This window comes from Sorangium sp. So ce394, assembly GCF_051474665.1.
Classification (GTDB): Bacteria; Myxococcota_A; Polyangia; order Polyangiales; family Polyangiaceae; genus Sorangium; species Sorangium cellulosum_D.
The window spans coordinates 5,465,562-5,492,207 of the sequence record NZ_CP150339.1 but is presented as its reverse complement, the minus strand read 5'-3'; the positions used below and the strand labels follow the sequence as shown (position 1 = coordinate 5,492,207).

General features: G+C 70.5%; 24 protein-coding genes. 11 read left to right on the top strand and 13 right to left on the bottom strand.

The window, feature by feature from the left end; all coding sequences use genetic code 11:
* Positions 1-140 precede the first annotated feature (140 nt).
* On the bottom strand, positions 141-1,775 hold the full coding sequence (locus WMF33_RS20100) for a protein kinase domain-containing protein (RefSeq protein WP_437338652.1): 1,635 nt from the start codon (positions 1,773-1,775) through the stop codon (positions 141-143).
* Between the two features lie 392 nt (positions 1,776-2,167).
* Between WMF33_RS20100 and WMF33_RS20095 the strand changes: the two genes are divergently transcribed.
* A complete protein-coding gene (locus tag WMF33_RS20095; RefSeq protein ID WP_437338651.1) occupies positions 2,168-3,004 on the top strand; it encodes an SDR family NAD(P)-dependent oxidoreductase in 837 nt (278 codons plus the stop codon).
* Positions 3,005-3,012: 8 nt separating this feature from the next.
* On the top strand, positions 3,013-3,906 hold the full coding sequence (locus WMF33_RS20090; RefSeq protein ID WP_437338650.1) for an aminoglycoside phosphotransferase family protein: 894 nt from the start codon (positions 3,013-3,015) through the stop codon (positions 3,904-3,906).
* Between the two features lie 185 nt (positions 3,907-4,091).
* Here WMF33_RS20090 and WMF33_RS20085 read toward each other — a convergent pair whose 3' ends face one another.
* The gene (locus tag WMF33_RS20085) at positions 4,092-4,937 is read right to left on the bottom strand and encodes a helix-turn-helix domain-containing protein (RefSeq protein WP_437338649.1); all 846 of its coding nucleotides are present in this window, start codon (positions 4,935-4,937) and stop codon (positions 4,092-4,094) included.
* Positions 4,938-5,097: 160 nt separating this feature from the next.
* The gene (locus WMF33_RS20080) at positions 5,098-6,018 is read right to left on the bottom strand and encodes a pirin family protein (protein WP_437338648.1); all 921 of its coding nucleotides are present in this window, start codon (positions 6,016-6,018) and stop codon (positions 5,098-5,100) included.
* A gap of 580 nt (positions 6,019-6,598) precedes the next feature.
* Between WMF33_RS20080 and WMF33_RS20075 the strand changes: the two genes are divergently transcribed.
* Positions 6,599-7,855, top strand: coding sequence for a vWA domain-containing protein (locus WMF33_RS20075; RefSeq protein WP_437338647.1), 1,257 nt, complete (start codon positions 6,599-6,601; stop codon positions 7,853-7,855).
* 148 nt (positions 7,856-8,003) lie between these two features.
* Here the strand turns inward: WMF33_RS20075 and WMF33_RS20070 are convergent, their stop codons facing one another.
* The gene (locus WMF33_RS20070) at positions 8,004-9,191 is read right to left on the bottom strand and encodes an endo-1,4-beta-xylanase (protein ID WP_437338646.1); all 1,188 of its coding nucleotides are present in this window, start codon (positions 9,189-9,191) and stop codon (positions 8,004-8,006) included.
* Between the two features lie 302 nt (positions 9,192-9,493).
* On the opposite strand from WMF33_RS20070, the gene WMF33_RS20065 reads away from it, so the two are divergent.
* Positions 9,494-10,312: a phytanoyl-CoA dioxygenase family protein gene (locus WMF33_RS20065; protein ID WP_437338645.1), complete on the top strand. Its 819-nt coding sequence runs from the start codon at positions 9,494-9,496 to the stop codon at positions 10,310-10,312.
* Here WMF33_RS20065 and WMF33_RS20060 read toward each other — a convergent pair.
* The 6 genes from WMF33_RS20060 to WMF33_RS20035 form a co-directional block, all read right to left on the bottom strand.
* Positions 10,309-10,872 carry a DinB family protein gene (locus tag WMF33_RS20060; protein WP_437338644.1) on the bottom strand — a complete coding sequence of 188 codons (564 nt, stop codon included), beginning with the start codon at positions 10,870-10,872 and terminating at the stop codon, positions 10,309-10,311. The genes WMF33_RS20065 and WMF33_RS20060 overlap by 4 nt on opposite strands.
* 46 nt (positions 10,873-10,918) lie before the next feature.
* Positions 10,919-11,632, bottom strand: coding sequence for an ABC transporter ATP-binding protein (locus WMF33_RS20055; RefSeq protein WP_020735987.1), 714 nt, complete (start codon positions 11,630-11,632; stop codon positions 10,919-10,921).
* Positions 11,607-12,377 (bottom strand): ABC transporter ATP-binding protein, encoded by a 771-nt coding sequence (locus WMF33_RS20050; protein ID WP_437339500.1) that lies wholly within the window; start codon positions 12,375-12,377, stop codon positions 11,607-11,609. Before WMF33_RS20050 ends, WMF33_RS20055 begins: the two co-directional genes overlap by 26 nt.
* A complete protein-coding gene (locus WMF33_RS20045; protein ID WP_437338643.1) occupies positions 12,377-13,345 on the bottom strand; it encodes a branched-chain amino acid ABC transporter permease in 969 nt (322 codons plus the stop codon). Before WMF33_RS20045 ends, WMF33_RS20050 begins: the two co-directional genes overlap by 1 nt.
* Positions 13,342-15,504, bottom strand: coding sequence for an ABC transporter substrate-binding protein (locus tag WMF33_RS20040; RefSeq protein ID WP_437338642.1), 2,163 nt, complete (start codon positions 15,502-15,504; stop codon positions 13,342-13,344). Before WMF33_RS20040 ends, WMF33_RS20045 begins: the two co-directional genes overlap by 4 nt.
* A 129-nt stretch (positions 15,505-15,633) precedes the next feature.
* Positions 15,634-15,921 carry an aldo/keto reductase gene (locus WMF33_RS20035; RefSeq protein ID WP_437338641.1) on the bottom strand — a complete coding sequence of 96 codons (288 nt, stop codon included), beginning with the start codon at positions 15,919-15,921 and terminating at the stop codon, positions 15,634-15,636.
* A gap of 166 nt (positions 15,922-16,087) precedes the next feature.
* On the opposite strand from WMF33_RS20035, the gene WMF33_RS20030 reads away from it, so the two are divergent.
* Together WMF33_RS20030 and WMF33_RS20025 are read left to right on the top strand one after the other, a co-directional pair.
* Positions 16,088-16,351 carry a cupin domain-containing protein gene (locus WMF33_RS20030; protein WP_437338640.1) on the top strand — a complete coding sequence of 88 codons (264 nt, stop codon included), beginning with the start codon at positions 16,088-16,090 and terminating at the stop codon, positions 16,349-16,351.
* The gene (locus WMF33_RS20025) at positions 16,285-16,539 is read left to right on the top strand and encodes a helix-turn-helix transcriptional regulator (RefSeq protein WP_437338639.1); all 255 of its coding nucleotides are present in this window, start codon (positions 16,285-16,287) and stop codon (positions 16,537-16,539) included. Before WMF33_RS20030 ends, WMF33_RS20025 begins: the two co-directional genes overlap by 67 nt.
* A gap of 88 nt (positions 16,540-16,627) precedes the next feature.
* Here the strand turns inward: WMF33_RS20025 and WMF33_RS20020 are convergent, their stop codons facing one another.
* Together WMF33_RS20020 and WMF33_RS20015 are read right to left on the bottom strand one after the other, a co-directional pair.
* Entirely contained in the window at positions 16,628-18,100 is a 1,473-nt protein-coding gene (locus WMF33_RS20020) for a glycoside hydrolase family 5 protein (RefSeq protein WP_437338638.1), read from the bottom strand.
* Positions 18,101-18,850: 750 nt separating this feature from the next.
* Positions 18,851-19,246, bottom strand: a complete 396-nt coding sequence (locus tag WMF33_RS20015; protein WP_437338637.1) for a tautomerase family protein — start codon at positions 19,244-19,246, stop codon at positions 18,851-18,853.
* 91 nt (positions 19,247-19,337) lie between these two features.
* Between WMF33_RS20015 and WMF33_RS20010 the strand changes: the two genes are divergently transcribed.
* The 4 genes from WMF33_RS20010 (at position 19,338) to WMF33_RS19995 (ending at position 24,438) form a co-directional block, all read left to right on the top strand.
* A complete protein-coding gene (locus WMF33_RS20010) occupies positions 19,338-20,183 on the top strand; it encodes a LysR family transcriptional regulator (protein WP_437338636.1) in 846 nt (281 codons plus the stop codon).
* 297 nt (positions 20,184-20,480) lie between these two features.
* Positions 20,481-21,899: a M64 family metallopeptidase gene (locus WMF33_RS20005; protein WP_437338635.1), complete on the top strand. Its 1,419-nt coding sequence runs from the start codon at positions 20,481-20,483 to the stop codon at positions 21,897-21,899.
* A complete protein-coding gene (locus WMF33_RS20000; RefSeq protein ID WP_437338634.1) occupies positions 21,878-22,459 on the top strand; it encodes a hypothetical protein in 582 nt (193 codons plus the stop codon). The genes WMF33_RS20005 and WMF33_RS20000 overlap by 22 nt, the downstream gene beginning before the upstream one ends.
* A gap of 233 nt (positions 22,460-22,692) precedes the next feature.
* Positions 22,693-24,438 (top strand): cellulose binding domain-containing protein, encoded by a 1,746-nt coding sequence (locus tag WMF33_RS19995; protein ID WP_437338633.1) that lies wholly within the window; start codon positions 22,693-22,695, stop codon positions 24,436-24,438.
* Positions 24,439-24,473: 35 nt separating this feature from the next.
* On the opposite strand, the gene WMF33_RS19990 is transcribed toward WMF33_RS19995, so the two are convergent.
* A complete protein-coding gene (locus WMF33_RS19990) occupies positions 24,474-25,430 on the bottom strand; it encodes a LysR family transcriptional regulator (RefSeq protein WP_437338632.1) in 957 nt (318 codons plus the stop codon).
* A 45-nt stretch (positions 25,431-25,475) separates the two neighbouring features.
* Between WMF33_RS19990 and WMF33_RS19985 the strand changes: the two genes are divergently transcribed.
* On the top strand, positions 25,476-26,480 hold the full coding sequence (locus tag WMF33_RS19985) for a hypothetical protein (RefSeq protein WP_437338631.1): 1,005 nt from the start codon (positions 25,476-25,478) through the stop codon (positions 26,478-26,480).
* The last annotated feature ends 166 nt before the right edge of the window (positions 26,481-26,646 follow it).

Genomic DNA, 26,646 nt, shown 5'->3' with positions numbered 1-26,646 from the left:
CGACCCAGGTTGGGCTACCCCCGGCCGACCCAGGTTGGGCTACCCCCGGCCGACCCAGGTTGGGCTATCTCCGACCCGAGCACGGTGCGACGGCGACCGAACGTCCAGGGGCCAGAGACCGGCCGGCCCGCCAGCGCCGCTCAGAAAATCGCGCTCTTCCGCGCGCCCGAATCGGTCGTGCGCTGTCGGGGGAGCGCTCCGCCCGTGCTCCGCGGCGCCTCGGACGCGCGGGCGGGGCGCGCTGCGGCGGGGCGCGGCGCCGGCGTCGGCTCCGGCGGCGCCGCGACGGTGGGGGGCGGCGCCGGCTCCGGCGCCGCCGCGACGGCGAGCGGCGCAGTCTGGGGCCCTGCCGTCGCGAGCGGCGCTGCCACGAAGCCGGCCGGCGGGACAATCGAGCACGCGCCCGCCTGGGGTGCCCTGGACGTCTGAACCGCGGGAGCGCGGCGGGCGACGGCGCGCACCTCGCCGCCGACGGCGCGCAGCGCGGCGGACGAGCTTTGCAGCTGCGCCCGGGGCAGCGCGGTGGCGAGCGCCATCCCCATCCCGAGCGCCGCGAAGAGCCCAACGGCCGCGAGGCGCCCCCGGGGCCGCTGCGGCGGCGCAGCGCGCCCGACCGAGGCCGGCCCGACCGAGGCGGGCGCCACCGAAGCGGGCGCAACCGAGGCCGGCGCCACCGAGGCCGGCGCCACCGAGATCGGCGCCGCGTCCAAGGCGCCGACCGCGGCCACGAAGGCGGAGACCATCGGCTTGATGGCAGGAAATCGCTCTTCAGGGTTCAGGGCGAAAGCGCGCGCGAACCACCCCTCCAGCTCGGGCGGCGCTTCCGGGGCCAGCGTCGACAGCGACGGTCGCTCGCCGGCGAGGATGGAGGCGAGCACATCGGCGATGGTGCCGCCGGCGAAGGGCTGGTGGCCGGTGAGCGCGACGTGAGCGACCACCGCGAGGGCCCACATGTCGAGCTGCGGATCCGCGTGCCCGTCGCAGGTGTGCTCCGGGCTCAGGTAGGCCGGCGTGCCCAGCACCACGCCCTCCGCGGTCTGGCGGGGGAAGTCGGCCGGTAGATCCTGGCGGATCCACTTGGCGATCCCGAAGTCGGCGACCTTGGCCCGCAGGCGGCCGTCGCGTCCCTGGAGGAGCAGGATGTTCGACGGCTTGATGTCGCGATGCACGATCCCGAGGCCGTGCGCCACCGAGAGGGCCTCTCCGATCTGGGAGAGGAGCGCGGCGAGCTCGGCCGCCGGCACCGGCCCCCGCTCCTGGATCAGCTGCCGGAGGGATCGGCCGCGCACGTACTCCATGACGAGGTACGGGCCTACCGCGGGATCTTCGCCGGCGTCGTGCACGGTGACGATGAGGTCGGTCTTCCGCCCGAGCTGCGCCGCGACCTGCGCCTCGAAACGGAAGCGTTCCATGATGTCGATCGGCAGGCTCTGCCGCGGGAGGACGAGGAACTTGAGCGCCACGTCGAAGCGCCGGACGCCGTCGTGCGCGCGCCACACCTCGCCCATGGCGCCGTGGCCGAGCGGATGCGCGAGCTTGTACCGTCCAGCGACGAGGCGGCCGGGCTGGAGCTTCGCTCGAGTCCCGTCCCGTCCGGCGTCGCGCGGCGCCGCAGGAGACGGCTGCGCTGGCTGAGGCTGCTGCACGCTGAGCGTGGCCGCGTCGCGCGCGACGTCTCTCGCCGTGGGATCGAGCCGTCGATCCGGCGCGGGCGGCTGGAGCGTGCCCGCGACCTTCGTGCCGCCCCCGTGTCCCAGACCGGCGAGCGTGCCCATGGGCGGACGACCTGGGTTGAGAGGCCGGGACATATCCGCAGCGTATCGCGAACGCGGGGACCTTTGAATCGCGAATACCCGGGACCCCTCGCGCACGCACCCCTGCAAGCCCACACGACAGCGTCAAGATGCGCACCTCCACGGCATGTTTCGCCCGCCAACGCTCACGGCGCGGCGCGGGACCCCGCGGCGCGGACGCGCGCCCGGCCGGCCCGGGGGCTCCTGGCAGCCACGCGGCGGCCTCGCGCCGCGCCACACGCGGCCGAGGCGTCCGCTCTCCGGTCCCCGGCGCCTCCGGTCCGTGACGCGAGAAGCGCGGAGATCCGACCCGAGTTGATGTAGGACTCCTGAAGCGGCCGTCTCTTCGCGGGCGCGCTGATCGAGGAGGGATGATGGCAAAGATTGCACTCGTCACGGGCGCGAACCAGGGCCTCGGCTACGCGATGGTCGCCCGGTTGTGCCAGGAGCTGCCGGCGGGGAGCACCGTGTACCTGGCGGCGCGGGACCCTGCGCGCGGCGAGGCGGCCGTGGCTCGCCTGCGCGAGGAAGGCCTGCAGCCGACGCTGGCCCAGCTGGACGTGACCGACGACGCCAGCGTCCAGGCCCTGGCGGAGACGCTGGCGCGCCGTCACGGCGGGATCGACATCGTGCTCTCGAACGCGGCCGCGCGCATGGTGAAGGTGCTGCCGCAGGCGGCCCAGGTCCGCACCCTCATCGACACGAACAACCACGGGACGTACCGGATGATCCGCGCCTTCGTGCCGCTGCTCCGCGACGGCGGGCGGTTCCTCGTGGTGGCGAGCTCCTTCGGCTCGCTGCGCAAGCTGGACCCGCGGCTTCACCACCACTTCGACCCTGCCACGCGATCGCTCGAGGACATCGAGCGCGTCATGGACGAGTACGTGGAGCTGGTCGAGCGCGGCGAGGCGGAGGCCCACCACTGGCCGGCGTGGATCAACATCCCGTCCAAGATCGCGCAGGTCGCCTCGATGAAGGTCGTCGCGCGCCAGCGGAAGGACGAGGCGGCGCGACGCGGGCTCCTCATCGCCGCGGTCTGCCCTGGGTTGATCGACACCGAGGCATCGCGTCCCTGGTTCGACGACATGTCGTCGGCGCAGTCGCCGATGGATGCCGCGAAGGACGTCCTCTGGCTCTGCACGCAACCCGCAGGCTCGAAAGCTCCCTATGGCGAGCTCGTGCAGCACCGCCGGGTTATTCCATGGATATGACGCCTACCATGATCGATGCTGTCAAGATCGATGTCGCCCTCGTGAGCCGGCTGATCGCCGCGCAATTCCCGCAGTGGTCCCACCTGCCGGTCAGGCCAGTGGCATGGGACGGCTGGGATAACAGGACCTTCCACTTGGGCGAAGACATGAAGGTGCGGCTGCCAAGCGCCGAGCACTACGTTGCTCAGGTGAAAAAGGAACACCATTGGTTGCCAAGGCTGGCGCCGCTATTGCCCCTTCCCATTCCCACGCCCCTTGCGGTGGGGCGCCCCGCCTTCGGATACCCTTGGCCCTGGTCGATCTATGGCTGGATCGAAGGCGATACCGCGTCCGTCGAGCGGATCGCCGATCTCACGGGCTTCGCCACGGAGCTTGGCCGGTTCCTCGTCGCCTTGCAGCGGATCGATGGCACGAACGGCCCGCTGGCCGGTGAGCACAATTTTTTCCGCGGTGGGCCACTCTCCGTCTACGACGCTGAAACGCGCCATACCATCGCTGCCGTTGCCGGCAAGGTGGATGCGGGCGAAGCTATCGACGTGTGGGAAGCGGCGCTCGCGGCCAGCTGGCACGGCCCGCCGGTGTGGGTCCACGGCGACATCGCGGTTGGGAACCTGCTGGTCAGGGACGGGGGCTTGCGCGCCATCATCGATTTCGGCAGCTCCGGCGTGGGCGACCCGGCCTGCGACCTCGTGATCGCCTGGACGTTCTTCAGGGGCGAGAGCCGCGACGCATTCCGGGCGGCGGTGTCAGCCGACAGCGCGACTTGGGCGCGCGCCCGCGGTTGGGCGCTGTGGAAGGCGCTCATCACATTCGCGAGCAACGGACGTACCCATCCCGCGGAATACCCGCCTCGCGATGTCATCGCCGCGGTGCTGGCCGAGCATCGGCAGCACCGCGGCTAGCGGGCGGCGACGTCCTGCTGAGTGCGAAAGCGTGCGTGTGCCGGGATCATCCGCCAGGCCGTACCGTTCGTCGAAGGGAACAGCGGCCCGTGCTCAGCTCGCACGTTGCCGATTCGGGATCGGCTATTTAGCGGGCGACAACCCGGAGCAACCCGAACCTGGGTCGGCTCGCCGCGCGGGATCGCTCAGCCCGGGTCAGGTCGCTGAGCTCGGCGGTGCTGGGCGCGCCAGGCAGCGGGGGTGACGCCGTGATGGCGCCGGAACAACCGCACGAAATGGCTCGGATCGGCGTAGCCGACGCGCTCGGCGATCACGTCGACATACTCGTCGGTCGCCAGGAGCCTCCGCCGCGCCTCGGCCAGACGCCCCTCCACGATCCACGCGACCACCGTGCGCCCGGTGGCCTGCTTGACCGCGGTGGTCACGTGGGCCGGCGTCCGGCGCACCGCCTCCGCGACCTCCTTCAAGGACAGGGGCCCGAGGCACCGGGCCTCGATCACGGCCAGCGCCTCCGCCACGATCGAAGGACGCTGCGCCGGCGCGGCCCGGACGCTGCCGCTCGCGCGCACGACCTCCGCGAGCACCAGCGCGAGCAGGCTCTCGGAGACCACCGGCAGCGCGCCCGCGGCCTGCTGCTCGCGCTCGAGCTCCCGGAGCAGATCGAGCACGTACGCCTGCCGCGCCGCGGGCAGCTCGACCACGGGCGACGCCCCGTGCCGGACCCGGTCGAGCGGGGCGAACAGGTCGCCGTAGCGCGCCGGATCGAGGCACGTCCGGCAGAAGCCGATCCCCCACACCTCCGCATGGCTCGCCGACAGGACGCGGTGCGCGTCGCCAGCCGGAATGAGGTGGAGGTGCCCGGCCCGCAGCTCGAACTCGCCGCGATGCTCGACCCGCATGCGGCCTCCGACATGCAACGCCAGGGCGACGTACGTGTGGACCGCCGGGCTCTGCATCGGTCGCGCGTAGTCGCCATGGCACACATGCCGCATGAACCGGATCGGCGTAGGGTCGAGCTCGTCGTGGCTCACCCGCGGAGCGTACCACCTCCGTCGCGGCGTGCTCGCCGCACGAGAGCGGCAACCGAAACCAGGCCAGGCCCACCGAAAAGACGGCCAAGGACGCGCTCCTCCGGCGGCGGCGGGGAGACGCTTCGCGTTCCGTGCTCCCGGAGCCCGCCGCGGGCTCGCGTCACGAGCCTTCCGGGAGCGGAATGAACTCGGTGTCATCGCCGGGGATCGTGGGGAAGCGGCCCTCGCGCCAGTCGGCCTTCGCTCGCTCGATGCGCTCCTTGGAGCTCGCCACGAAGTTCCAGGTGATGTGGCGAGGTCCGTCGAGCGGCGCGCCGCCGATGAGCATGAGGTTCGTCGCGCCGATCGCCTCCGCGGCGACGGCCGCGCGCGGACGGAGCACGAGCATCGCGCCCGCGCCGAAGCGCTTGCCGTCGCACGCGATCGCCCCGTCGACCACGTAGATCGCGCGCTCCTCGTGCTCGTCGTCGATCGGCAGCGTCGCGCCGGCGTCGAGCCGAGCATGCACGTAGAGCGTCGGCGACAGGACCCCCGTGGGCGCCTTCGCGCCGTAGGCGGTCCCGGCGATGACGTGGAGCTCCGCGCCGTTGCGGCGCACGACGGGCATCGTCTGGCGCGGGTGATGCTCGAAGCGCGGCTCGATCTCCTCGTCTTGCTGCGGGAGCGCGACCCACGTCTGGATCCCGTGCATCCTGGCGCCGCGCGCCCGCACCTCCGGCGCGGTTCGCTCCGAGTGGACCACGCCGCGCCCCGCGACCATCCAGTTCACGTCGCCCGGCCGGATCGGCTGCTCCGAGCCGATGCTGTCGCGATGCACGAACTCCCCTTCGAGGAGATACGTGATGGTCGCGAGCGCGATGTGCGGATGCGGCCGGACATCGATCCCCTGACCCGGCGCGAAGTCGACGGGGCCCATGTGATCGAAGAAGAGAAAGGGCCCGACGTGACGTCGCTGCGCCGCTGGGAGCGACCTGCGCACCGTGAAGCCGCCCAGATCCCGCGGGCGCGGCTCGATCACGAGGTCGATGTTCGCGCTGTCGGCGCCCAGGCACTCCGGTTCCTTGTCGGGATATCGGCTCATCGAAAACTCCTTGCCCCCATGGCGCTCGTGCTCGTGACGCTCAACCTAGCGCCCCGACGCGCGGCGCCGCAATCCCGTTCTTCCTCGCGCACGGGGCCACGGCCGCCCTCGCCCGGCGAAGGGCGACGAGGAGAGCGGGAGCGTGCGATCGACCGCATCGAGGTCGCCGACGGCGGCAGCAACTCGACCTCCGATATCGCGCCAGCCGCCCCTCTCCAGGACCGAGCGGACCCGGCCGAGGCTCCGGGGCGACCCCGACCTCGGTCGGATCGTCCATCGGAGTGTCGATCGATTGCCAATAGATCGTCGCATTCTTACGAGGGCGGATCGCTGATCCTCTATCCGCGGCGCCGCGTGTGCAGCCTGGATGGACTACAGAGACCTTGCGCGATCGCCGCATTGCGCCGTGATGGTCGCAGTACGACGCAACCACTTTTCAGGCCGTATCCCGCGCAAAGATCAGCGTCATCGATTATACTCCTCATCGATCCCGGGGCTCCGACGAGGCGCGATCCTGCAAAATTCCGCCTCCGGAGACCTCTCGTTTTTATGTGCGTCGTGCTGGCGTATCGCGCCTGGCATGCGCTCGAAGAGGAGTGGATTTATGAGATTGCCTACGATGGCCATAGCTTTGTCGATGGTGAGTTTGGCCAGCGCCGCATGCGGCGGGGTTCCGGGCGGCGGCGAGGGCGACGGAGGCTCCCAGAACAGCACCGGCAACGGCACCGGCAACGGCGACGGCACCGGCAACGGCGCCGGCACCGCCACCGGCTACGATGACAGCTTTGGCAGCGGGAACGATCTAGGATCGAGCGGGAATTCCGGTGCAAACGGCGCCAGCAGCGGCGGCTCGACGGCAGCAGGGCAGGCGTGCGCCACCGAGACCTCCCAGGCCGGGTTCCAGCAGGTGTACCTCGCCTTCGCGTTCGACGTGTCGGGCAGCATGGGCGCGAACGATGTGCCCTGGCGCGATCGGTCGCTCAAGTGGGATCCCGTCGTCGCCGCGACGAAGCAGTTCTTCGTGGATCCCGCCTCGGCCGGGTTCCGGGCGTCGCTCACGTTCTTCCCTGGCGCGGGACAGATGTGCAACGCAAGCACGTACCTGGCGCCGAACGTCGCAATGACGCCGCTGCCGTCTCCGGCGTTCGGCGAGGCGATCGATGCCGTCACGCCTCAGGACGACCGGAGCTGGCGCATCGGCACGCCGACTGCATTCGTGATCGAAGGCACGACCGCGTACATCGAGGAGCAACGCCAGCTGAACCCCGGGAAATACGCGATCGTCCTCGTGACCGACGGCTATCCGGAGCAATGCCGCCAGTCGAACTCGATCGAGGCCGTCGTCGAGCGCGTCGAGGCGGCGCGCGCCGCCGGCATCTCCACGTTCGTGATCGGGGTCAACAGCCCGCCGGTGGAGGGCGCGCCGCCGAGCCTCGATGAGAACCTGCGCGTGATCGCGGCGGCGGGCGATACAGGAGAGGCGTTCATCATCGACACCGGCAACGCGGCGGACACCACGGCCGCGTTCAAGGCGGCCGTCGAGGAGATCCGCGGCGCCGCGGTCTCGTGCACGATCCCGATCCCGCCGCCCCCCGACGGGAGGACGTTCGACAAGCAGAAGGTGGACGTGAAATACACGAGCGCCACGACCAACACCCCGACGTCGCTCGTGTACGATCAGGCCTGCGCTGCCGCGGGCACCTGGCGCTACGACGATCCCGCGAACCCGACCGCGATCGTGCTCTGCGACGACACGTGCGCCGTGGTGCAAGCCCAGGTCGAAGTGTCCCTGGGCGTCGACTTCACCTGCGAAGACGTGCTCGAAGTGCCGCTGTGATCGGCGGCGCTCCCCGGCCGGCGCGATCCCTTCCAGGGATTTCGCCGGCCAGGCGAGCCTATCGCGGTGGACGCGCGGCGGGTGAATCGAGCTTCGACGAGCTCCCTCCGCGGAGGGAGCTCGCGCAGATCATCGGGTCAGCGTGACGTCAGGGACCACCGCGACCCAGGAACTCCATGAGCCAGGCCATGGCCGGCCGCATGGTGCCGTTCGAATGCTGAATGCCGGTGTTGTCCCGCCAGGTGGTGCCGACGATGTAGCCCCACAAGGTGATGCCCGGAACGGCGGGGTGATTCCAGAACATCGTGAACTGCTCCTCCATCACCCTCTTCTGCTGGTTGTCGTCCGCGATGCCGATATCGTACTCGGTGATGTACACGGGCTTGCCCAGCGCGGCGAGCTTGTCGAGGTAGCCCTTCACGGTGCTGGTGTTGATCTTGTAGGCGTCGTGGGCCTGAGCGCCGAGCGCGTCGACCGGGGCGCCCGCGTCGATGACCGCCCTCGCGATCCGCACGAAGTTGTTGTGGTCGTTCTCGTACTCGATGTTGTTGTAGTCGTTGAGGATCAAGACCGCGCCAGGGCAGAACTCGCGAGCCCACTTGAAGGAGTTCACGATCCAGTCCCAGCCGCTGGCGCCGTCGCCGCCGATGCCGTTCTTGTACGACGGCGTGGTGTGGGGCGGCGGCTCGTTGACGACGTCGATGTACTTCGTGTCGGGGTAGCGCTCGCAGAACGACTTCATCCAGTCCCGCACGGCCGCCTGCTGCTCCGACCCGGAGAGGCCTCCGACCCAGTTCGGTTGCTGGCTGCCCCACACGAAGACGTGGTGCTTGAAGATGATGTTGTTGTCCTTGGCGTACTTGTAGATCGCGTCGAGCTTGCTCCAGTCGCGACGGCCGCGGGAGCTCTCGACGGAGCCCCACTTGCCCTCGTTCTCGGGCGTGATCTGGTTCCAGTACGTCGCGAAGCCGTTGCGCACAGCGCCGCTCGTCGTGATGTTGCCGACGAACTTCGCGGCAGGGGTCCCGCCGCCTCCGCCGGCCCCGTTGTCCTCACCGCCCGCCCCGCCGCCGCCCGCGCTCGAACCGCCGGTCGTCGAAGAGCTGGTCGTCCCCGCCCCCCCGGTGCCGCTCGTGACCGAGCTGCTGCTGCTGCTGCTGCTCGTCGTCGGGCCAGCGCTGGCGCCGGTGGTGGTCGTGGTCGTGATGGTGCCCGCTCCCCCCTCGCCGCCCGCGCCCCCCTCGCCGCCATCGCCCCCATCGGAGCAGCCAGAGAGGGTCGCGAGCCCGAGCACGATCCACGTCGTGCCGCACAGCCATCGAGAAGAACGGTTCATGGTCATGTTGGACTTCCGAGAGTTGAGCGATTGGGGTGGAGATTCCAGGAGCGGGAGCGCCGATCGACTGCGACGCGAGCCGGAGCGCACACGCTCAGCGATGCCCACGCCGGGAGCCCGGCGCCTACAATTCCCGCGACCGGTGGAAGTGATCTGCGACATTCGCCTGAAAACGCCTACGCTTGGCGTTTTCCATCGAGAGGAAACATGCAGTGGCATTGGCCCCCTGCGCCAACACGACAACTTTGCACCTGAAGCCGAACTTGCGCCGCCGAGACGGTCGGTACAAGGTGATCCGCCCCATGACCGAGTTGAGCCATTCGCAGATCGAGCACTTCATCACCCAGGGCTTCGTCCGCATCGACGCGGCGTTCCCCCGGGCGCTGGCCGACGAGGCCCGCGCCATCCTGTGGCGCGACACAGGCATGACCCCGGACGACCCCAAGACCTGGACGAAGCCGGTGGTTCGACTCGGGCACTACGGCCAGCGACCCTTCGCCGAGGCCGCGAACACCCCGGTGCTCCGCGCCGCGCTCGATCAGCTGGTCGGCAGCGGGCGCTGGCAACCGTGCGCCGCCCTCGGCACGTTCCCCATCCGCTTCCCCTCGCCCCTCGACCCGGGGGACGCGGGCTGGCACATCGACGTGAGCTTCGGCACCGAGAACCCCGATTTCATGGAGTGGCGCGCGAACGTCCGGTCGCGCGGCCGCGCGCTGCTCATGCTCTTTCTCTTCTCGGATGTGGGCGAGGACGACGCGCCGACGCGCATCCGAGCGGGGTCGCACCTCGACATCGCGCGGCAGCTGGCGCCGGCCGGCGAGCCGGGGATGACCTTGCGCGAGCTGGCCGCGAACGGCTTCGCGGAGACGGCGCATCGGCCGCAGGTGCTCGCGGCGGGCGACGCGGGAACGGTCTATCTGTGCCACCCGTTCCTCGTCCACTCCGCGCAGCCGCACCGCGGCGCGCGCCCGCGCTTCATGGCTCAGCCCCCCCTGCTCCCGACCGAGCCGCTATCGCTCGAACGCGAGCGCGGCGACTACTCACCCGTCGAGCAAGCCATCCGCCTGGCGCTGAGCGGCGCAGCGGCCACCTCTCCGGACGGGACCGAACTCGCCCCTTAACCGCGCGGCCTTCGCGCGTAGAGGAAGCGCGCGTAGCCGATCTCCGCGGCGTTCTTCGTGAGCTCGACGTTGGCCCACGCCACGACGTCGCCGAACGGCCGGTCCTGGAAAGGCCACCGCGTCCGCCGCGTCGAGCGCAGGTCGTCGTCGGTGGCCTGCTCGATCGCCGCCCGCCACCGTTCCTGAAGCCCGCCGAGCCACGCGCGCACGCCGTCGGCGTCGCCAGGCCAGGTCACGTCCTCGCGCGCGAGGGCTCCGTCGCCGAACGAGTGGTCGAGCACCATCGACCACCAGAACCCGAGATGCCACGTCACCCAGGCGATGCTCGGCGGGCCGAGATCGTATCCCTCGTGCTCCGGCCAGTCGGCGCGCCACGTTCCATCGTCGGTCCGACGAACGTGCAATCCCTCGTCCGCAGGGCGCCACAAGCACTCTTCGGTGGTGAGCCCGTCGAGATGGAAGCTGGTGAGCTGCCACGCTATCTCGAGCTGCCGGACCAAGGTGCCGCGAACCTCGCCGGCCACGGGCGGAGGCGGGACCTCAGGGCTCTCGCGTCTCATCGCCCCAGCCTAGCACGGCCGCCCGCCCGCCGAGGGCCGGGGGGATTCACAGCCCGAGATAGGCCCTCCGCACTTCCTCCTTCCTCGCCAGCTCACTCGCCTCGCCCTCCAGGTGGACGCGCCCCTCCGCCAGCACATAGGCGTAGTCGCTCACCGCCATGGCCATGGCCACGTTCTGCTCGACGAGGAGCATCGTCAGCCCCTCGGCCTTGAGCCGGCGCAGCGACTCGAAGAGATCGAGCACCAGCCGGGGCGAGAGGCCCAGCGACAGCTCGTCGAGCATCAGCACCTTCGGCTCGGCCATCAGCCCCCGGGCGACGGCGACCATCTGCTGCTCGCCGCCGCTGAGCGTGCCCGCCTTCTGGCCGCGCCGGTCCGCGAGGCGCGGGAACATCTCGAACACGCGCTCCAGGTTGCGCCGCAAGCCCGGCTGGGCCCGCCTCGAGAAGGCGCCTAGCTCGAGGTTCTCGAGCACCGTCATGTCGGCGAACAGCTGCCGCCCCTCCGGCACCAGCGCGAGCCCCTCGGCGGCGCGGGCGTGCGCGGGGAGGCGCGTCACGTCGTGGCCCGCGAAGACCACCGAGCCGCGCCACGCGGGCAAGAGCCCCGTCGCGGCGCGCAGGAGCGTCGTCTTGCCCGCCCCGTTCGAGCCCACGAGCGCCGTCAGCCTCCCCGGCTCGAGGCGCAGGCTCACCCCCCACAGGATCTGCACCTCGCCGTAGCCCGTGACCAGCTCAGTAACCTCGAGCGCTGCCGCCATCCGAGCCTCCTGCCAAGAGCTCTCGCCCGAGCTTCGGGTCGCCGAGGTACGCCTCGATCACGCTCGGATCCGCGGCCACCGCCCGCGGCTCCCCCTCGGCGATGAGCTTGCCATAGTCCAGCACCACGATCCGATCGGAGAGGCTCATCATCGCCTGCATGAGGTGCTCGATCATCAGGATCGTGACCCCCTGCGCGCGGATGTGGCGGATCATGTCGATCATCCGGCCGACCTCGGCGGGGTTCAGCCCCGCGAGGACCTCGTCGAGCAGCAGCAGGTACGGCCGGGCCGCGAGGGCGCGCGCCAGCTCCAGCCGCTTCTTCTGCGCGACGTTCAGGCTGCCGGCCAGCTGCGCGGCGCGCTCGCCGAGGCCCACCAGCGCGAGCACCTCGTCCGCCACCCGGGCGGCCGCGCCGCGCCCGTGGCGCTCGCGGCCGTAGCAGGCGCCGAGCATCACGTTCTCGCGCACGGTGAGGTCGTGCAGCGGCCGCACGATCTGGAAGGTGCGGGCCAGCCCGAGGCGCGCCACGCGGTACGGCGGCAGGCCGGTGATGTCCTGGCCGCGGAAGACGATACGGCCCTTGTCCGGCGGGTGCACGCCGCTCACCACGTTGAAGAGCGTCGTCTTCCCCGCGCCGTTCGGCCCGATGAGGCCGAGGATCTCCCCGTCCGCGACGCCGAACGTGACGTCGCTCAGCGCTTGCAGGCCGCCGAAGCGCCGTGCGATCCCCTGGACGTGCAGCATCATTCGAGCACCCCCCGCGCGCGGGGCAGGCGCGCGCGCAGCCAGCCGACGACCCCGGAGGGCACGAACAGGACGATGAGCAGGAGCACGCCCCCCGCGAAGGCCAGGTGGAGATCCTTGAAGAGCGGCGTCGTGAGCAGGAAGCTGCGGAGGCGATCGTACGCGGCCGCCCCGAGGACCGGCCCGAGCGCCGTCCCCGCGCCGCCCAGCATCACCATGACCAGCGTCTCGATGGAGGTGTGCAGGCGGAAGGCGTCGCCCGGCTCGACATTGCCGTTCTTGAAGAAGTAGAGCGTGCCGGCCACGCCCGGGAAGAACGCCGACAGCACGTAGGCGAGCGTCTTCAGCCGCGGCGCGTTCACGCCCATGACGAGCGCCGCGTCCTCGTCCTCGCGGATGCTGAGCAGGCCGAGCCCGAACCGCGAGCTCTTCACGAGCAAGCTGATGGCGACCACCACCACGGTGACCGCCAGGAGCAGGGAGTACGTGAGCCACAGCGCCCTCGACGGGCCGCCGTACTCCCCGTACACGGAGAAGTTGATCGACAGCCCCGTCGCGCCGCCGAACAGGGAGACGTTGTTCACGAAGGCCCGCGCCGCCTCGTTGATCCCGATCGTGGCCAGCGCGAAGTAAGCGCCCCGCAGGCGCAGGATGGCGAGGCCGAGCAGGCCGGCCAGCGCGGAGGCGGCGAGGCCGCCGGCGAGCATCGCGAGGTAGAGCGAGACGCCCCGCTGGCTCAGGAGGTAAAAGCCGGTGTACCCACCCAGCCCGAAGAACACGATGTGGCCGAAGTTCACGTAGCCCGTGTACCCGAGCAAGAGGTTCAGGCTGGAGGCGAGCGTGACGAACATCAGCAGGGTGAACATCGCCTCGCGCAGCGTGTCGCCGCGCGTCGCGAGCGGGAGGGCGCCGAGCGCCGCGACGAGGAGGAGCGTCAGCCAGAAGGCGGGGCGTCGGTGCGCGTTCATGTGCGGGCTCCCATGAGGCCGCTCGGGCGGAGCAGCAGCACGAGGACGAAGAGGGCGAACTCCACCACGGGCACCCAGCTCACGGGGAGGAAGATGGGGATGAGCCCCTCCAGCATGCCGAGCAGGAGCCCTCCGGCGAGCGCGCCGATGGGGTTGCCGAGGCCGCCCAGCACGCCGATGACGAACGATTTGAGCTGGTACGACTCGCCGCTCAGGATGGTGAAGGGAAAGAACGTGGCGATGAGCGCGCCGGACGCCGCCGCGAGCATCGTCCCGAGCCCGAAGCTGAGGGCCAGCACGCGAGAGGAAGGGATGCCCATCAGCTCCGCCGAGGCGCGGTTGCTCGCCACCGCGCGGATGGCCTTGCCGAGCCGCGTCCGGCGCAGAAACAAGGTGAGCGCCGACGCGACGAGGATGGCCATCAGGGCCGCCATGAGGCGCGTGCCCGGGAGCGCCACCGGGCCGAGGCGCGCCGTGCCGAGGGAGTAGTCGATGTTGCGCGGGGTGGTGGTCAGGAGCGCCGTGCCCAGCCCGATGAAGATCATGTTGACGGCGAACGTGGCCAGCAGGGTCGTCAGGTGGTGCGGCGCGTGGATCACGCGGTGCACGGCCACGGGGTAGATCAGGAGCCCGAGCAGCAGGCCCGCCCCGGCCACGGCGACCAGCCCGACATACGGGTTCACGCCGAGGTGCGTGAACAGGAAGTAGCTGGCGAACATCCCGAGCGCGATGACCGCGCCGTGGCTCAGGTTGATGATGCGCAGGATCCCCCAGATGAGCGTCATGCCCATCGCCGCGAGGCCGTACACGAACCCGAGCATGAGCCCGTCCACGAGCGACGTCAGCAGCTGGCTCGGGCCCGCGGCCGCCTGATCGCGGGCCGGATACAGGGGTTTGGCCGTGCTGGCGTCCTCGGGCCAGACGACCCGCTTGACGAGCCTCCCCTGCTCGTCCTTCTGCCACTGGATGTAGACCATCTCGTGACCGACCTGGCGGCCGTGCCGTTTCGCGCTGGTGTCGTACTTCGTGTGGCCGAAGAACGTCAGCATGTCCGTGCCGTCGAGCGCCGCCTTGACCTTCGCCGTCTCCAGCGACCCCGCCCGCGCGACGGCCTGCTCCAGGATCAGGCCCGCGGCGTAGCCCCCCGCGCCGTGGTACGACGGCGTATCGCCGAACCGCTCTCTGTAGCGAGCGACGAAGTCGTGCACCGAGGGCCCGTGCCAGGGGAGGCCCGCGGCGCGCGCGGCCTCGGGGCTGTACTTCACGGTGGACTCCCACTGGCTCGGCCCGATCACGCCGAGCGCCGCCGCGCCGAGCTCGCCGAACCGCGGCTCCGGCGGCGCCACGAGCAGCGCGACGAACTTGGCGTGAATGCCCTTCTCCGCGAGCTGCCTGGCGAAGGTGCTCGTGTCGGCGAAGTGGCCGCCGCCCATGATGGCGTCCACGTCGCCCGGCATCCTGTTGATGAACGGCGCGAAGTCGGTGGTGCCGCTGGCGTAGCCTTCGAAGAGGACGATCTCGTAGCCCTTGGCCTCGCCGTGGCTCTTGGCCGCCGTGGCCACGTCCGTGGAGAACTTGTCCCGCTCGTGGACGATCGCGACCCTCTTCGCCGACGGGTCGAGGTGGGCCAGCAGATCGAAGGCGCCGGTCAGGTAGCGGCTCGCGGGCGTGTAGGTCATGAAGGCCAGCGAATAGCCCTTGTCATGCGTCGAGTCCGACGACGCGCCCGCCGTGACCATGACGCGGCCGTACTGCTCGGCGATGACGGCCGCGGCGTCCGTCAGGCCGCTGCTGTACGGGCTGATCAGGAAATCGGCCCTGTCCTCGTTGATAAGCCGGGTGTAGAGCTGCTGGACACGATCCTTGTTGCTCTCGTCGTCATAGAACCGGATATCGACGGTGACGACGCTGCCGTCGGCGAGGCGGATGCCGCCGGCCTCGTTGACGTCGTCCACCCACATCTTGATGCCGTTGGTCTGCCGGGTCGACTCGACGTTGACGTTCCCCGTCAGCGACGCGGTGAACCCGACGATGGCCGTGCGCGAGGGGGCCGCCGAGGTCCCTTGCCGGTCGAGCGCGCTCGGCTGCGCTCTCGCGGGCGAGGGCGCGCTCCACGCGATCGCGACCAGCGTCAGAAAGAACAGGGCCAGCCTTCGCATCGCGGCATCCTACACCTCCGCGCCCACGTGCGCGCACACCATCCGCGGCGCCGGAAGCCGCCCCCCGCCCCGCCACGGCTCACGCGACGGTCCGCTCGGGGAAGTCGATCTGCTCCCACCGGCCTCCGGTCATGCCAGCGCCGGCGCCGGGCCGGCGCCGCGGCTGAACTTGGACGCGATGACGAGGTCGTTCCGATACGGGGCGACGATCTCGCCGATCAGCCGCTCTGCCTCGCCGTGCTGGTAATTGTCGGCGGTGTCGATGAAGTTGCCGCCCGCCTCGACATAGCCCTGCAGGATGCTCCGCGCCTCGTCCGGCGCGGCGCCGTAGCCCCACGCCCTCCCGAACATCCCGGTGCCCAGACACAACGCGGAGACCTTGAGGCCGGTTCGCCGGCCGAGAATCTTGTAGCGCATCGAGAGCTCCTCACCGCGGGAATGACGTCCTCCGCGGCCGACGTGGACCTGGCGGTCACGGCCGCTTATGCTCACGCGGTGACCGCACCGTACGCCTCACGGCCTGGAGCATCCATGTCGAATGCGCCGGTTTTCTGGTCCAAAACGCCACGCGAGCGAGGGTGATGTGGATGTTCTCACCGAGATCATGGCGCTGTTCCGGACCCAGGGGCACCTCTACGGCAGGCTCGAGCTCACGGCCCCGTTCGGGCTCCAGTTTCCGGGCAAGAAGGGGATCTGTCTCATCGTGACCCGCGGCTCCTGCTTGCTCGGCGTCGACGAGCAGGCGCTCGTGCCGCTCGTCGGCTCGCGCGCGTCGCCTCGATGTCGCGCTCGGCGTTCGCCGCGCGGTTTCGCGAGCTCGTCGGGGAGACGCCGCTCGATCACCTGACGCAGTGGCGGATGGTGCGGGCCGCGAGCATGATGCGCGAGAACCGGCCGATGAAGCTCGCGGCGATCGCGACGGCGGTCGGCTACGAGTCGGAGAGCTCGTTCGGCAAGGTGTTCCGGCGCGTCATGGACATGTCGCCGGGGCGCTACCGCCGGAAGCACCGGCTCGACGAGGAGCGAGCGGACTGACACGTCCGGCTGGCGCCCGGGGCGGCGGAAAAAAGAAACCGCCCGCAGGACCAGGCCTGCGGGCGGTCGTCACGATCTGCGGCTCGGTCTACTTGAGGCGGGCCAGCATCTGGACCTTCTCGGTGTCGAGCCCCGTCCAGGTGCCCCAGCCCGTCTTGTCGGCGTCGGTGTACTTGTGGCCGTAGATGCCGCCCGTATCACCCGACTCGGGGTTGATGGACCAGTAGGTGAAGTCCGTCATCTTCTTCTTGATCAGGTAATCCGTGTACATGTTCTGCCACTCCCAGTCGTAGCGCTTGCCGGCAGGCAAGTGCGCCCACATCTGGGCCAGGGCGGGCTCCATCTCGTTCTTCGGCCAGTCCTTCACGCCGCCGTACTCGCCGGTGATCACGCAGAACTTCTCGTCGTGGAGGAACCCGAAGTGCTCGTCCCACTGCTTCTCCAGCCTCGCGACGGCATCCGGGTTGGACCGCTCGATGTCCAGCCCGCACTTGGCCGCCGCGGCAGCCTCGTCCTCGAGCCCGGCGCACCCGGCCTGGGACTGATCGACGTGCTGCTTCTGAACGAACACGGCAGGCCCGTAGGTGTGGGGCGAGAAGCAGAGCCGATTCCTGGGGATCTGGATCGGGTAGGTGTGCTGCCCGTAGAAGTTCTCACCCCAGTTCGGGTTGAGGTTCTCATCGCCGTGGGGCTCCGGCGTCAGATCCAGGCCCGAGCCGCCCGGGGTCTGGTGGCTGCCCGACACGCCCTGGACCACCGCGATGATGTCGTCATTCTGCGATTTGATGGCGTCGTAGCACTCCTTGGCCAGGTCCGCCCACTCCGCCCAGCTGTACTTCCACGGCTCGTTGAAGCAATCGATGCCGAGGATATTGTCGATCCCGAGCTTCTTGGGCAGCGCCGCCATCGTACGGATATTCGCGAGCCACTTCTCCTTGTTGTAGGCGTCCTCACCCGAAGCGCAGGTGTAGTTGTCCTTCTTGTAGTCGTAGTTCTCGCGCGAGCTGTCGACCCACGGCGGGGCATCGTCGAGCTTGCCCTTGCGCCACCCGATGTGGTTCGAGCAGGAGTGCAAGCCCAGGATGACGTACAGCCCGTTCGCGTCGGCCTGCTTGAGGAAGTCCTCGAGCGCCGCGTAGGCGTTGGCGTACGGATAGGCCGTCGGATTGTTGTTCTTGAGCTTGGGCGTCTTGGTGTAGTCGCCGTCCGGGTGGGCGGCGTCCAGGGTCTGCGGCGCGATGGGAAGCCGGATCGTGTTGAACTTGAGATCGGAGCTCGTGAGCTCCTTCATCGTATCCGCGATGGTGCGCGTGGTCGTCACCCAAGACATCGACCCGATGAAGAGCTCCATGGCGCCGGGGCGCTCGAGGTCGTCCTGTCCCTCGAGCCCGAACCAGTTGCCGCCGCGGACCTGGGTGTCCACGCCGTCGATCATCACGCGGCCGTTCTCGGGATTGACACGGAACTTGCCGGGCGGCGAGTCATCGGTCGCCGGCGTGGGATCCCCGTTCGGGTTGGTGGTGCCGCCGCCGCCGCCGCCGACGCCCGTGCCCGTGGGCATGCCAGCGCCAACGCCGCTGCTGGTCGGGGTGCCAGCGCCAACGCCGCTGCTGGTCGGGGTGCCAGCGCCAACGCCGCTGCTGGTCGGGGTGCCAGCGCCAACGCCCGCGCTCGCGCCCGCGCCGCCGGAGCCCGTGGTGTCGCCGCTGGACCCGCTCGAGCTGTCACCGCCGCAGCCGATGGCCAGCAGGCCGGCGATGGAAAAGGAACACAAGAAGATATGGCTTCCTCGGATTCTCATAGCTCCGCTCTTTCTTTAAGCCCGAACTCAGCGCACGGTACACGGCTTCGAGCGTCCACGCCCCCGTGACACAACCGCAAGCCAATCCAATCTCAAGGCTTGGTCGCGCTCGACGTCGACCCTGTGCAGAATTCGCAGACAGGCAACACCGACGGGTTGCCAACCGGGGCTGTACACTACCCGCCATAAAACAAGGGGTCAAGATGGGATGTGCCCCGCCATGCGGGCATGGCTGGATAATTATCGACAGAGTGTCGCTTTCCCACGGGGGTGGATCTCTTCATCGTCTCATCGAGCCGACGAGCGCACGCAGCAGGGATGTCCCTACAGCCTTGGCCTCGCGGAGCTTGACTTTCGGATCGGCGACGAATTTTCCGGGGCTCGACGCGCCGCCATGATGCTCCGTGTCAAGCTCTCGCGACCTCATGATGCTCTGTGTCAAGCCCAGGGAAACGGCGTGTCAATGCTCACGGCGGTCAAGCGACGGGGCCGTCACCGTGCGCTTCGCCGTCATGCGGGGCGCTGGTAGCGGTGCTCCTGCGTGAGCCCGCCGTAGCCGTAGGCGCTGGCGCGCAGGTCCGCGATATGGATGTAGGAGTGCTCCGCCACCTCGCCGAGGAGCTCGCGCATCGCCTCGTGGACCGCCCTCAGGTAGGCCGCCTTCTCGGCCTTGGTGTTGGTCTCGTCGGTGATGCTGACCATCCAGTGATACGAGCGCGCGCCCTGCTGCGACAGCGCGCGCCCGGCGACGAACCAGCGCGAGGGCTCGATGAAGTCGATCACCACCGCGGTGAGCGACGGGTCCTTGTGCAAGATCTGCGCGGTCAGCGCGCTCGCCGCGGCGGCGGTCCGCTGCGCGAGCGCGTCGTCGGCGGGGCCCGAGATCTGGATATGGATATAGGGCATGACGGCTCCTTTCGAATTGACGCCCTCATTCTAGGTCGCCATCATTGCGCAGAGAAGCAGAACAATTTCGTCCTATTCGGCAGAAATTCTGATGAATCACCTCGAGCCGCTCTGGTTGCAGAGCTTCGTCGCCATCGCCGCCAGCGGCGCGGTGGCGCGCGCGGCCCAGCAGGTGCACCGCACGCCCTCCGCCGTGAGCACGCACCTGCGCCAGCTCGAGACCGCGCTCGGCGCGCGCCTCGTCGAGCGCACCACCCGCTCGCTGCGCCTGAGCGCGCAGGGCGAGCGGTTCCTGCCCTACGCGCAGCGCCTGCTCGAGCTGCAGGCCGCCGCCCAGGCCGCGCTGAAGCCCGCGCCGCAGCAGGGCGTGTGGCGCATCGGGATCAGCGAGTACTTCCTTCCGCACCGGCTCCAGGCGCTGCTCGCCTTGCTCGAGCATCAGGCGGCCGGCGCCCGGCTCGAGCTCCTCTGGGCGAGCTCGGCGGAGCTGCAGCGGCGGTGGCAGGCCGGCGACGCCGATGCGGTCGTCGTGACCGCCAGCGAGCCGCTCCCCGACGCGCGCCTGCTGCGCCGCGAGCCGCTCGCGTGGGTGGTCGGCGCCGGCGTTCGACCGCCGGCCGAAGGCGCCATCCCGCTGGTCCTGCTCGGGTCGGACTGCCCCGTGCGCGCCATGGCGCTCGGCGCGCTCGCGCGCGGCGGCCGAGCCCACGAGGTGCGGCTCACCTGCAGCGGCAGCCAGGCCGCGGTCGCCGCGGTGCGCGCGGGCTGGGGCGTGGGCTGCCTCAACGCGTCGGCCGTACCGCCCGACCTCGTGAATCTGGCCCAGCAGGACGCGCGGCGCTGGCGCTCCCCCGGGCGGCTCTCCTTTTACGGGCTGTCCCGGCCCGGGTTCCAGCGCCTGCTCGGCGCGCTCGCGGCGTGGGCCAAGGCGGCCTGACGCCTCGCTGGCCGACGCTCCTCGCGGGCGCGGCGCCCTGGCCGGCGTGACACGTCCTCCCCTCTTCTTGACTTGACGCGGCGCTCGAGAGGAGAACCAATGGGCGTTTTCCTGCATCGGCTCGATATCGCCGCGGGCCGGCCGATCGCCGTTGACAGCGGCCATGTTAACGTTCACATTCCGGCCTCGAAGGGGGTCTTCTGGCGCGTCGCTCCGGGTGGGTGGATGCGCGGTTGGACCTTTTCATCGACGACGGCGCGATGGGTACCACCGGCGAGGAGTCGTGAGGTTAAATCGATGAAGTCGAGCTGGATCCCGCGCGTTTCATGTTTGGTGGCGCTGTGCGCCTGCGGCGAGGCACCTGACAGCGGCACGACGTCGGACAGCGGCAGCACGTCGGAGGGCGGCAATCTCGCGGCCGGCGGCTCGGCGGGCGGCGGCGCCGGAGGCGTCGGCGGTCCAGGCTCGGGCGGCGCGGACGGCGCGGCCCAGGGCGGCTCGGCCGGCACGGGCGCCGGGGGTGCTTTCGTGCCCGGCGGCGCTGGAGGCGGCGGCTCGGCTTACGTGCTCGACTGCGGCACGAACGGCGTGGCCATCGAGAGCGCGGGCCCGCCTGAAAACCGCGTCAACTACGTCATCCTCGGCGACGGCTACGACGCCGCGGCCGTGAACACCACGTACCTCGAGCACATCGAGGCGGCGATGGCCCTGCGCTTCAGCAGCCCGATCGGCGAGCCGTACGGCAGATATCGCAAGTTCGTCAACATCTGCGCCATCAAGCTGGTCAGCCCCTCGAACGGCGTCCCGGGCGTGCTCGGCTGCACCGGCGACGACGAGAGCCGCCTCGCGGACTGCGATACCCGCGCGGCGGACGCCGCGCTCGAGGCGAACCTCCCCGACGACTTCGAGGTCGACTGGCACGCCATCGTGCTGAACAACGATCGCTGGTGGAACACGGGCTCCTCCTGGATGCTCTGGTCGGGCGCGCATCCGGAGGCTCCCGGCGCGGCCCTGCACGAAGGCGGCCACGGCTTTCATCAGCTCGCCGACGAGTACTGCGCCAAGGCGACGGGCGCGGGCTGCGGCGCGAACACGTGCGGCGGCAGCGGCACCGAGTACGTCGAGGTGAACTCGACGGCCGATTGCGCGACGACGGCCGGCAAATGGGACAAGTGGCTGGGCTACGACGCCGCCGACGCCACGGGCCTCCAGGGCACCTTCGTCGGCAGCCGCTACGTCGACGGCGGACAGTACCGCCCGTCGTCGAACTCGATGATGAACAGCCTGTTTGGAGGCCACAAGAACACGAGCTTCAACCCGGTCTCGCGCGAGAAGATGATCATGGATATCTGGATGCGCATCAAGCCGGTAGACTCGGCCGATCCGCCCGCCGGCGCCGTCACCGACCCGGCGACGCTCGCGGTCAACGTGATCGATCCCGAGGTCATCAGCGTCGATTGGACGCTCGACGGCGAGGTGATCGCGACCGACGGCGGCCCCGTCTACAACGTCGCCGCGGCGGGCCTCGCTCCGGGCACGCACACGATCGTCGCGAGGGCCTACGACAACGCCGGCGAAGCGTGGGTGCGCTACCGCAGCGGCGAGTGCCTGGACCCGCCGCCGTCGACCGACCCCAGGTACTACGATCCCTGCTGGGGTCGCGACAACTGGCCCCGCTCGCAGGAGACGGTGACGTGGACGGTGACGATTCCGTGAGGTCGACGCGCGGGCGCTGGGGCGTGGCCGCGCTGGTGCTCCTCGGCGCGGCGCTATGGCTCGTCGATCGCTCGCAAGAGCCCGATGGACGGCGGCTGCCCTCGTCCCGGCAGGGAGCGCCGCAGGAGGCGCCGCGCGAGGCGGCGTCGCGCCACAGGGCGAGCGAGCCGCCCGCGCCGGCCGCCGGCGCCGAGCTCGCCGCGGCGGCCATCGACCTGCCGGTCGTCGGGCCGAGCCCCGACGACCGGCACGACGGCCCCGCTCACCCCCACCCCGTCACGCCGCGTCACCTCGAGATGCAGCATGAAAATGGTCTGATTGCGCTGCTGAACGACGCGATGAGCGCGCGGGACGGCGCGCGCATGCGCGAGCTCGTGCGCGAGTATCGTCGCGCGCACCCCGGGGACCCGAGCCGGCTCCAGGACGGCTACGAGATCATCGCGGGGTGCCTCGAGGCGCCGGGCGAGGATTCGAGGGCGGCGGCGGAGGGCTACTATGCCGAGCACCGCGCCTCGACCGTGAGGCGCTTCGTGCGCGCGATCTGCCTCGAAGGGGGCTGAAGGACGCTCGCCCGAGCCGGCGCAGCTGCCGGCGGCCTCAGGACGATTTTCCGAAGGAGCGGCGCCGGTGGCGGCATGCAGACAGGGCTACCGGGAGCGACCTCGACCGATTGCGCACCTTTCCACCGCCCCTGTAGCGAAACGCATCGGTCCGTGCCGGCCTCGCGGGTGACTGGACGATTCCACGCGATCGCCTCGGAGCCGGCGGACATCGCCAGAAAGAGGTGCAGTGGATGGAATCGCAATCGAGAGCTTCACGGAGCGATCGTCACCAGGCGCGACCGGCCGAGCGCAGGCGCCCGTCGCCCCGCGGCGGGAGGGCCGGCCTCGTCCTGCGGGCTCGCGGCCTCCGCCTCGCGTGGCTGGGCGTCGTCGTCGTCATGTCCCTCGTGTGCCCCCGGAGCGAGGGCCTCGCCGCGACGACCGACTTCACCGTTCAATACGCCAACTACGATGTAGCCGCCCCGAACGACACGATCGCGGAGGCCGGCATCCGGCTGCGCAACAACACCACGGCGACGGTGCCGCTGAACAGAGTCGTGGTGCGGTACTGGTTCAAGAAGAACGGCGCCGCGGCCGTGACCCCGGCGTGCTGGTGGTGGAGCCCGTCCTGCAGCAACATCACGCTGGCGACCCGGAGCGTCTCCTCGAGCGGCGCCGACGGCTACGTGGAGATCGGCTTCTCGAGCAGCGCCGGGAGCCTCGCCCCGGGGGCGACGACCCAGCCGATCGACCTCGGGATCCAGTTCGGCGTCAACGTCGATGAGACCGACGACTACTCGTACGGCAGCCAGACCACCTTCGCCAACTGGAGCCGGATCACCGTGCACGACGCCGGCTCGGCGCCCACGGGCGGCCTGCGCGGCGGGACGCCGCCGAGCGGCACCGTGGCGGCGCCCGCGGCGCCGGCGTCGCTGACGGCGACGGCGGTGAGCTCGAGCGCGATCGCGCTGAGCTGGTCGGCGAGCAGCGGGGCGACGAGCTACAGCGTGTACCGCTCGACCACGCCGGGGTTCGCGCCCGCGGCGGGCAACCGGATCGCCTCCGGGGTGACGTCGACCAGCTACGACAGCACCGGCCTGTCGGCGTCCACCACCTACCATTACAAGGTCACGGCCTCGAGCGGGGGGAGCGAGTCGGGGGCGTCCAATCAGGCGAGCGCGACGACGCCCGCCGGAAGCTCTGTCGTGGCCGAGCTCTTCGACGACTTCAGCTACACGGGCACCGGCGACAGCAGCTTTCGCGCGTCTTGGTCGCTGCGGAGCTGGTCGGGCGGGCCCGGGGTGAGCGGCGCGCAGTGGCTGCCGTCCAACGTCTCGCTGGTCGCCGATCCGGCGAACGGGGCGAACAAGCTGATGCGGCTCAAGGCGACCACGAACGGCGCGGCCGCGGGGAGCTCGCATGCGGAGGTCATGTCCACGGCGAGGAAGTTCCGGCTGGGCACGTACGCCGCCCGGGTGAAGTTCTACGATACGCCGCTGTCCGGCGCGCGCCTCTTCGGCGACAAGCCGATCGAGACGTTCTTCACGATCACCGACTATGTCGAAGGCGTCCCGGACTACTCGGAGCAGGATTTCGAGTACATGCCGAACGGCGGCTGGGGGCAGGGCAACACCAGCACGATGTGGCTGACCTCGTGGGAGACGACGACCGACAAGACGTCGAGCCTCGTGTCGGGGAGCCACGACGGCTGGCATACGCTTGTAATACAGATCACCAGCACGTCGATCACGTACTACATCGACGGGGTGGCGAGGGCGACGCACGCGTCCAGGTTCGTCCCGGAGGAGGGCCAGTACCTGAGCTTCCAGGTCTGGTTCGACCAGCTCGACGCGGCCCAGGGCAGCTCGCGCACGTACCACGAGGACGCGGACTGGGTGTACTTCGCCAAGGACGCGATCCTCTCGCCCGCCGAGGTCGACGCGAAGATCGCCGGCTTCCGGAGCTCGTCGGTCGCCCGCAAGGACACGGTGCCGTGATCGGGTGACTCCAACCTGGGTCGGGCCGCCCGGCCTCAACCCGGGTCGGGCCGACCCTCGGGCGCCCGCAGCGCCTCCACGATCGCCTTCCGCAGACAGGCCGCCGCCGGGTCCTTGTGCGTCCGCTCGTGCCACGCGAGCCACATCTCGTGCGCGAGATCCGCCACGGGCAGCTCGACGACCCGCAGCGGGAGGTGCGACGCGAGCGCCTGCGCCGTGCGCCGAGGCATGCACGCGACGAGATCGCTGCCGGCCGCGGCCATCGCCGCGGGCGCGAACCCGGGGACCACCAGCGCGATCCGGCGGACCAGACCCTGCGCGCGGAACGCCCGCTCGACAAGCGCGTGCCCCCGGCCCGGACGGCCGAGCGCGATGTGCACGTCGATGAAGCCCAGCCGCGGAAACGCGCTCCGCGTCAGGCGCCGGCCCACGACCGGATGATCCCGGCGGACCACCCCCACGGTCGGATCCCGGTAGAGCGCCGCGACGCGGAGCCCAGGATCGCGCCGCCGCAGCACGATCGCCGCGTCGATCCCGCCCTGGGCAAGGCCCCCCGAGGCGATCAGGGCGTCGATGCTCACCACCCGGAGCCGCGCGAGCGGCATCTCCCGCGCGAGCGCCGCCGCGACCAGCGGCACATCCGCGATCTGCGAGTTGTCGGCGCAGGCGAGCGTGAGCTCCCGGGTGGACGAGCGCGGGTCGAACGTCCGCCGGCGCTCGACCACCGACCGCACCTGGGCCATCGCCGCCGCGAGCTCCGGCAGCAGCTCCTCGGCCGCCGGCGTCGGCGCCATGCCGCGGCCATCGCGGACGAGCAGCGGATCGCCGAGGAGCTCGCGCGCCCTGGCGAGCGCGTTCGAGACCGCCGACTGCGTGACGCCCAGCCGGCGCGCGGCGCGCGTCGCGCTGCGCTCCTCGAGCGTCACCGCGAGCACGTGGAGCAGGTTGAGATCGATGGCCGATAGATTCACCACGGTGATGACATCTATCACGATCCATCACTGGAGATGGCACGCGGCCCCTGTCTAGATACGGCCATGTCCACCCGCGAGAGACGCCCGACACGCGCTGGATTCGCGCCCCTCTGGCTCGCCGCCGCCGGCCTCGCCGCCGCCGGCTGCGACGATCTCCGCCAGTGCGATCCCCCCGATCCGGAGCGCCAGGCCGAGCTGCCCGCGGCGCTGTCGCAGACCGGCCTCTACGCCGACATCGCCGCGGGGACGGTGGCGAGCGACGTGGTGGCCTACGCGCCCGGCTTCGAGCTCTGGAGCGACGGCGCGGACAAGCAGCGGTTCATCCGGCTGCCAGAGGGCGCGCAGATCGACACAAGCGCTCAGGATGCATGGCAGTTCCCCGACGGGACCCGCCTCTGGAAGGAGTTCCGGAGGGACGGAGTCCTCGTCGAGACCCGCCTGCTCGCCAAGGTGGGCCCCGCCCCCGAGGACTGGGCCGCGGTCGCCTACGTCTGGAACGCCGACGGGACCGACGCGCTGGCGACGCCCGGCGGCGCCGAGGACGCGCGCGGCACGCCGCACGACGTGCCCGCGGCGGCAGAATGCATGGGCTGCCACGGCGGAACCGAGAGCCGCGTGCTCGGGTTCTCGGCGATCCAGCTCGCCGCGAGCCGCGGCGAGGTCGACCTCGACGCGATCGCCGCCCGGGGGATGCTCTCGGCTCCTCCGCGCCGGCCGGTCCGGCTCCCGGGAGACGCCGTGGCGCAGGCCGCCCTCGGCTGGCTGCACGCGAACTGCAGCCACTGCCACAACAGGACCCGCCCGAGCAGCGACGGCGCGCGCTGCTACGATCCGCAGCGCAGGTTCGACTTCACGCTCCGGGTCGACGAGATCGCGTCGGTCGAGACCACCGCCACGTACCGCACCGCCGTGGGCACGGTGATCCGCCCGGGCGATCCCGACGACAGCGACGCGGTGGAGCGCGCCCGGAGGCGCGATCCGGACTGGCCTTCGATGCCGCCCCTCGGGACCGAGATCGTCGACCAGGACGGCCTGGCGGCGCTGCGCGCCTGGATCCGTCGCCTCTAGACCAGAGCGCGGCGCTCGGCCGGGCAGGACGGCGTTTTTGCCACACTGAGACAGTCCGCGACGGCCAATCGAGCGGCAACTCGTCGCGCGGCCTCAGCCGCGACGTGAATCGCGCGCTGCTCGCCTGGCACATGGATTGCCAACACGCCGACAGCGCGGCGCCAGG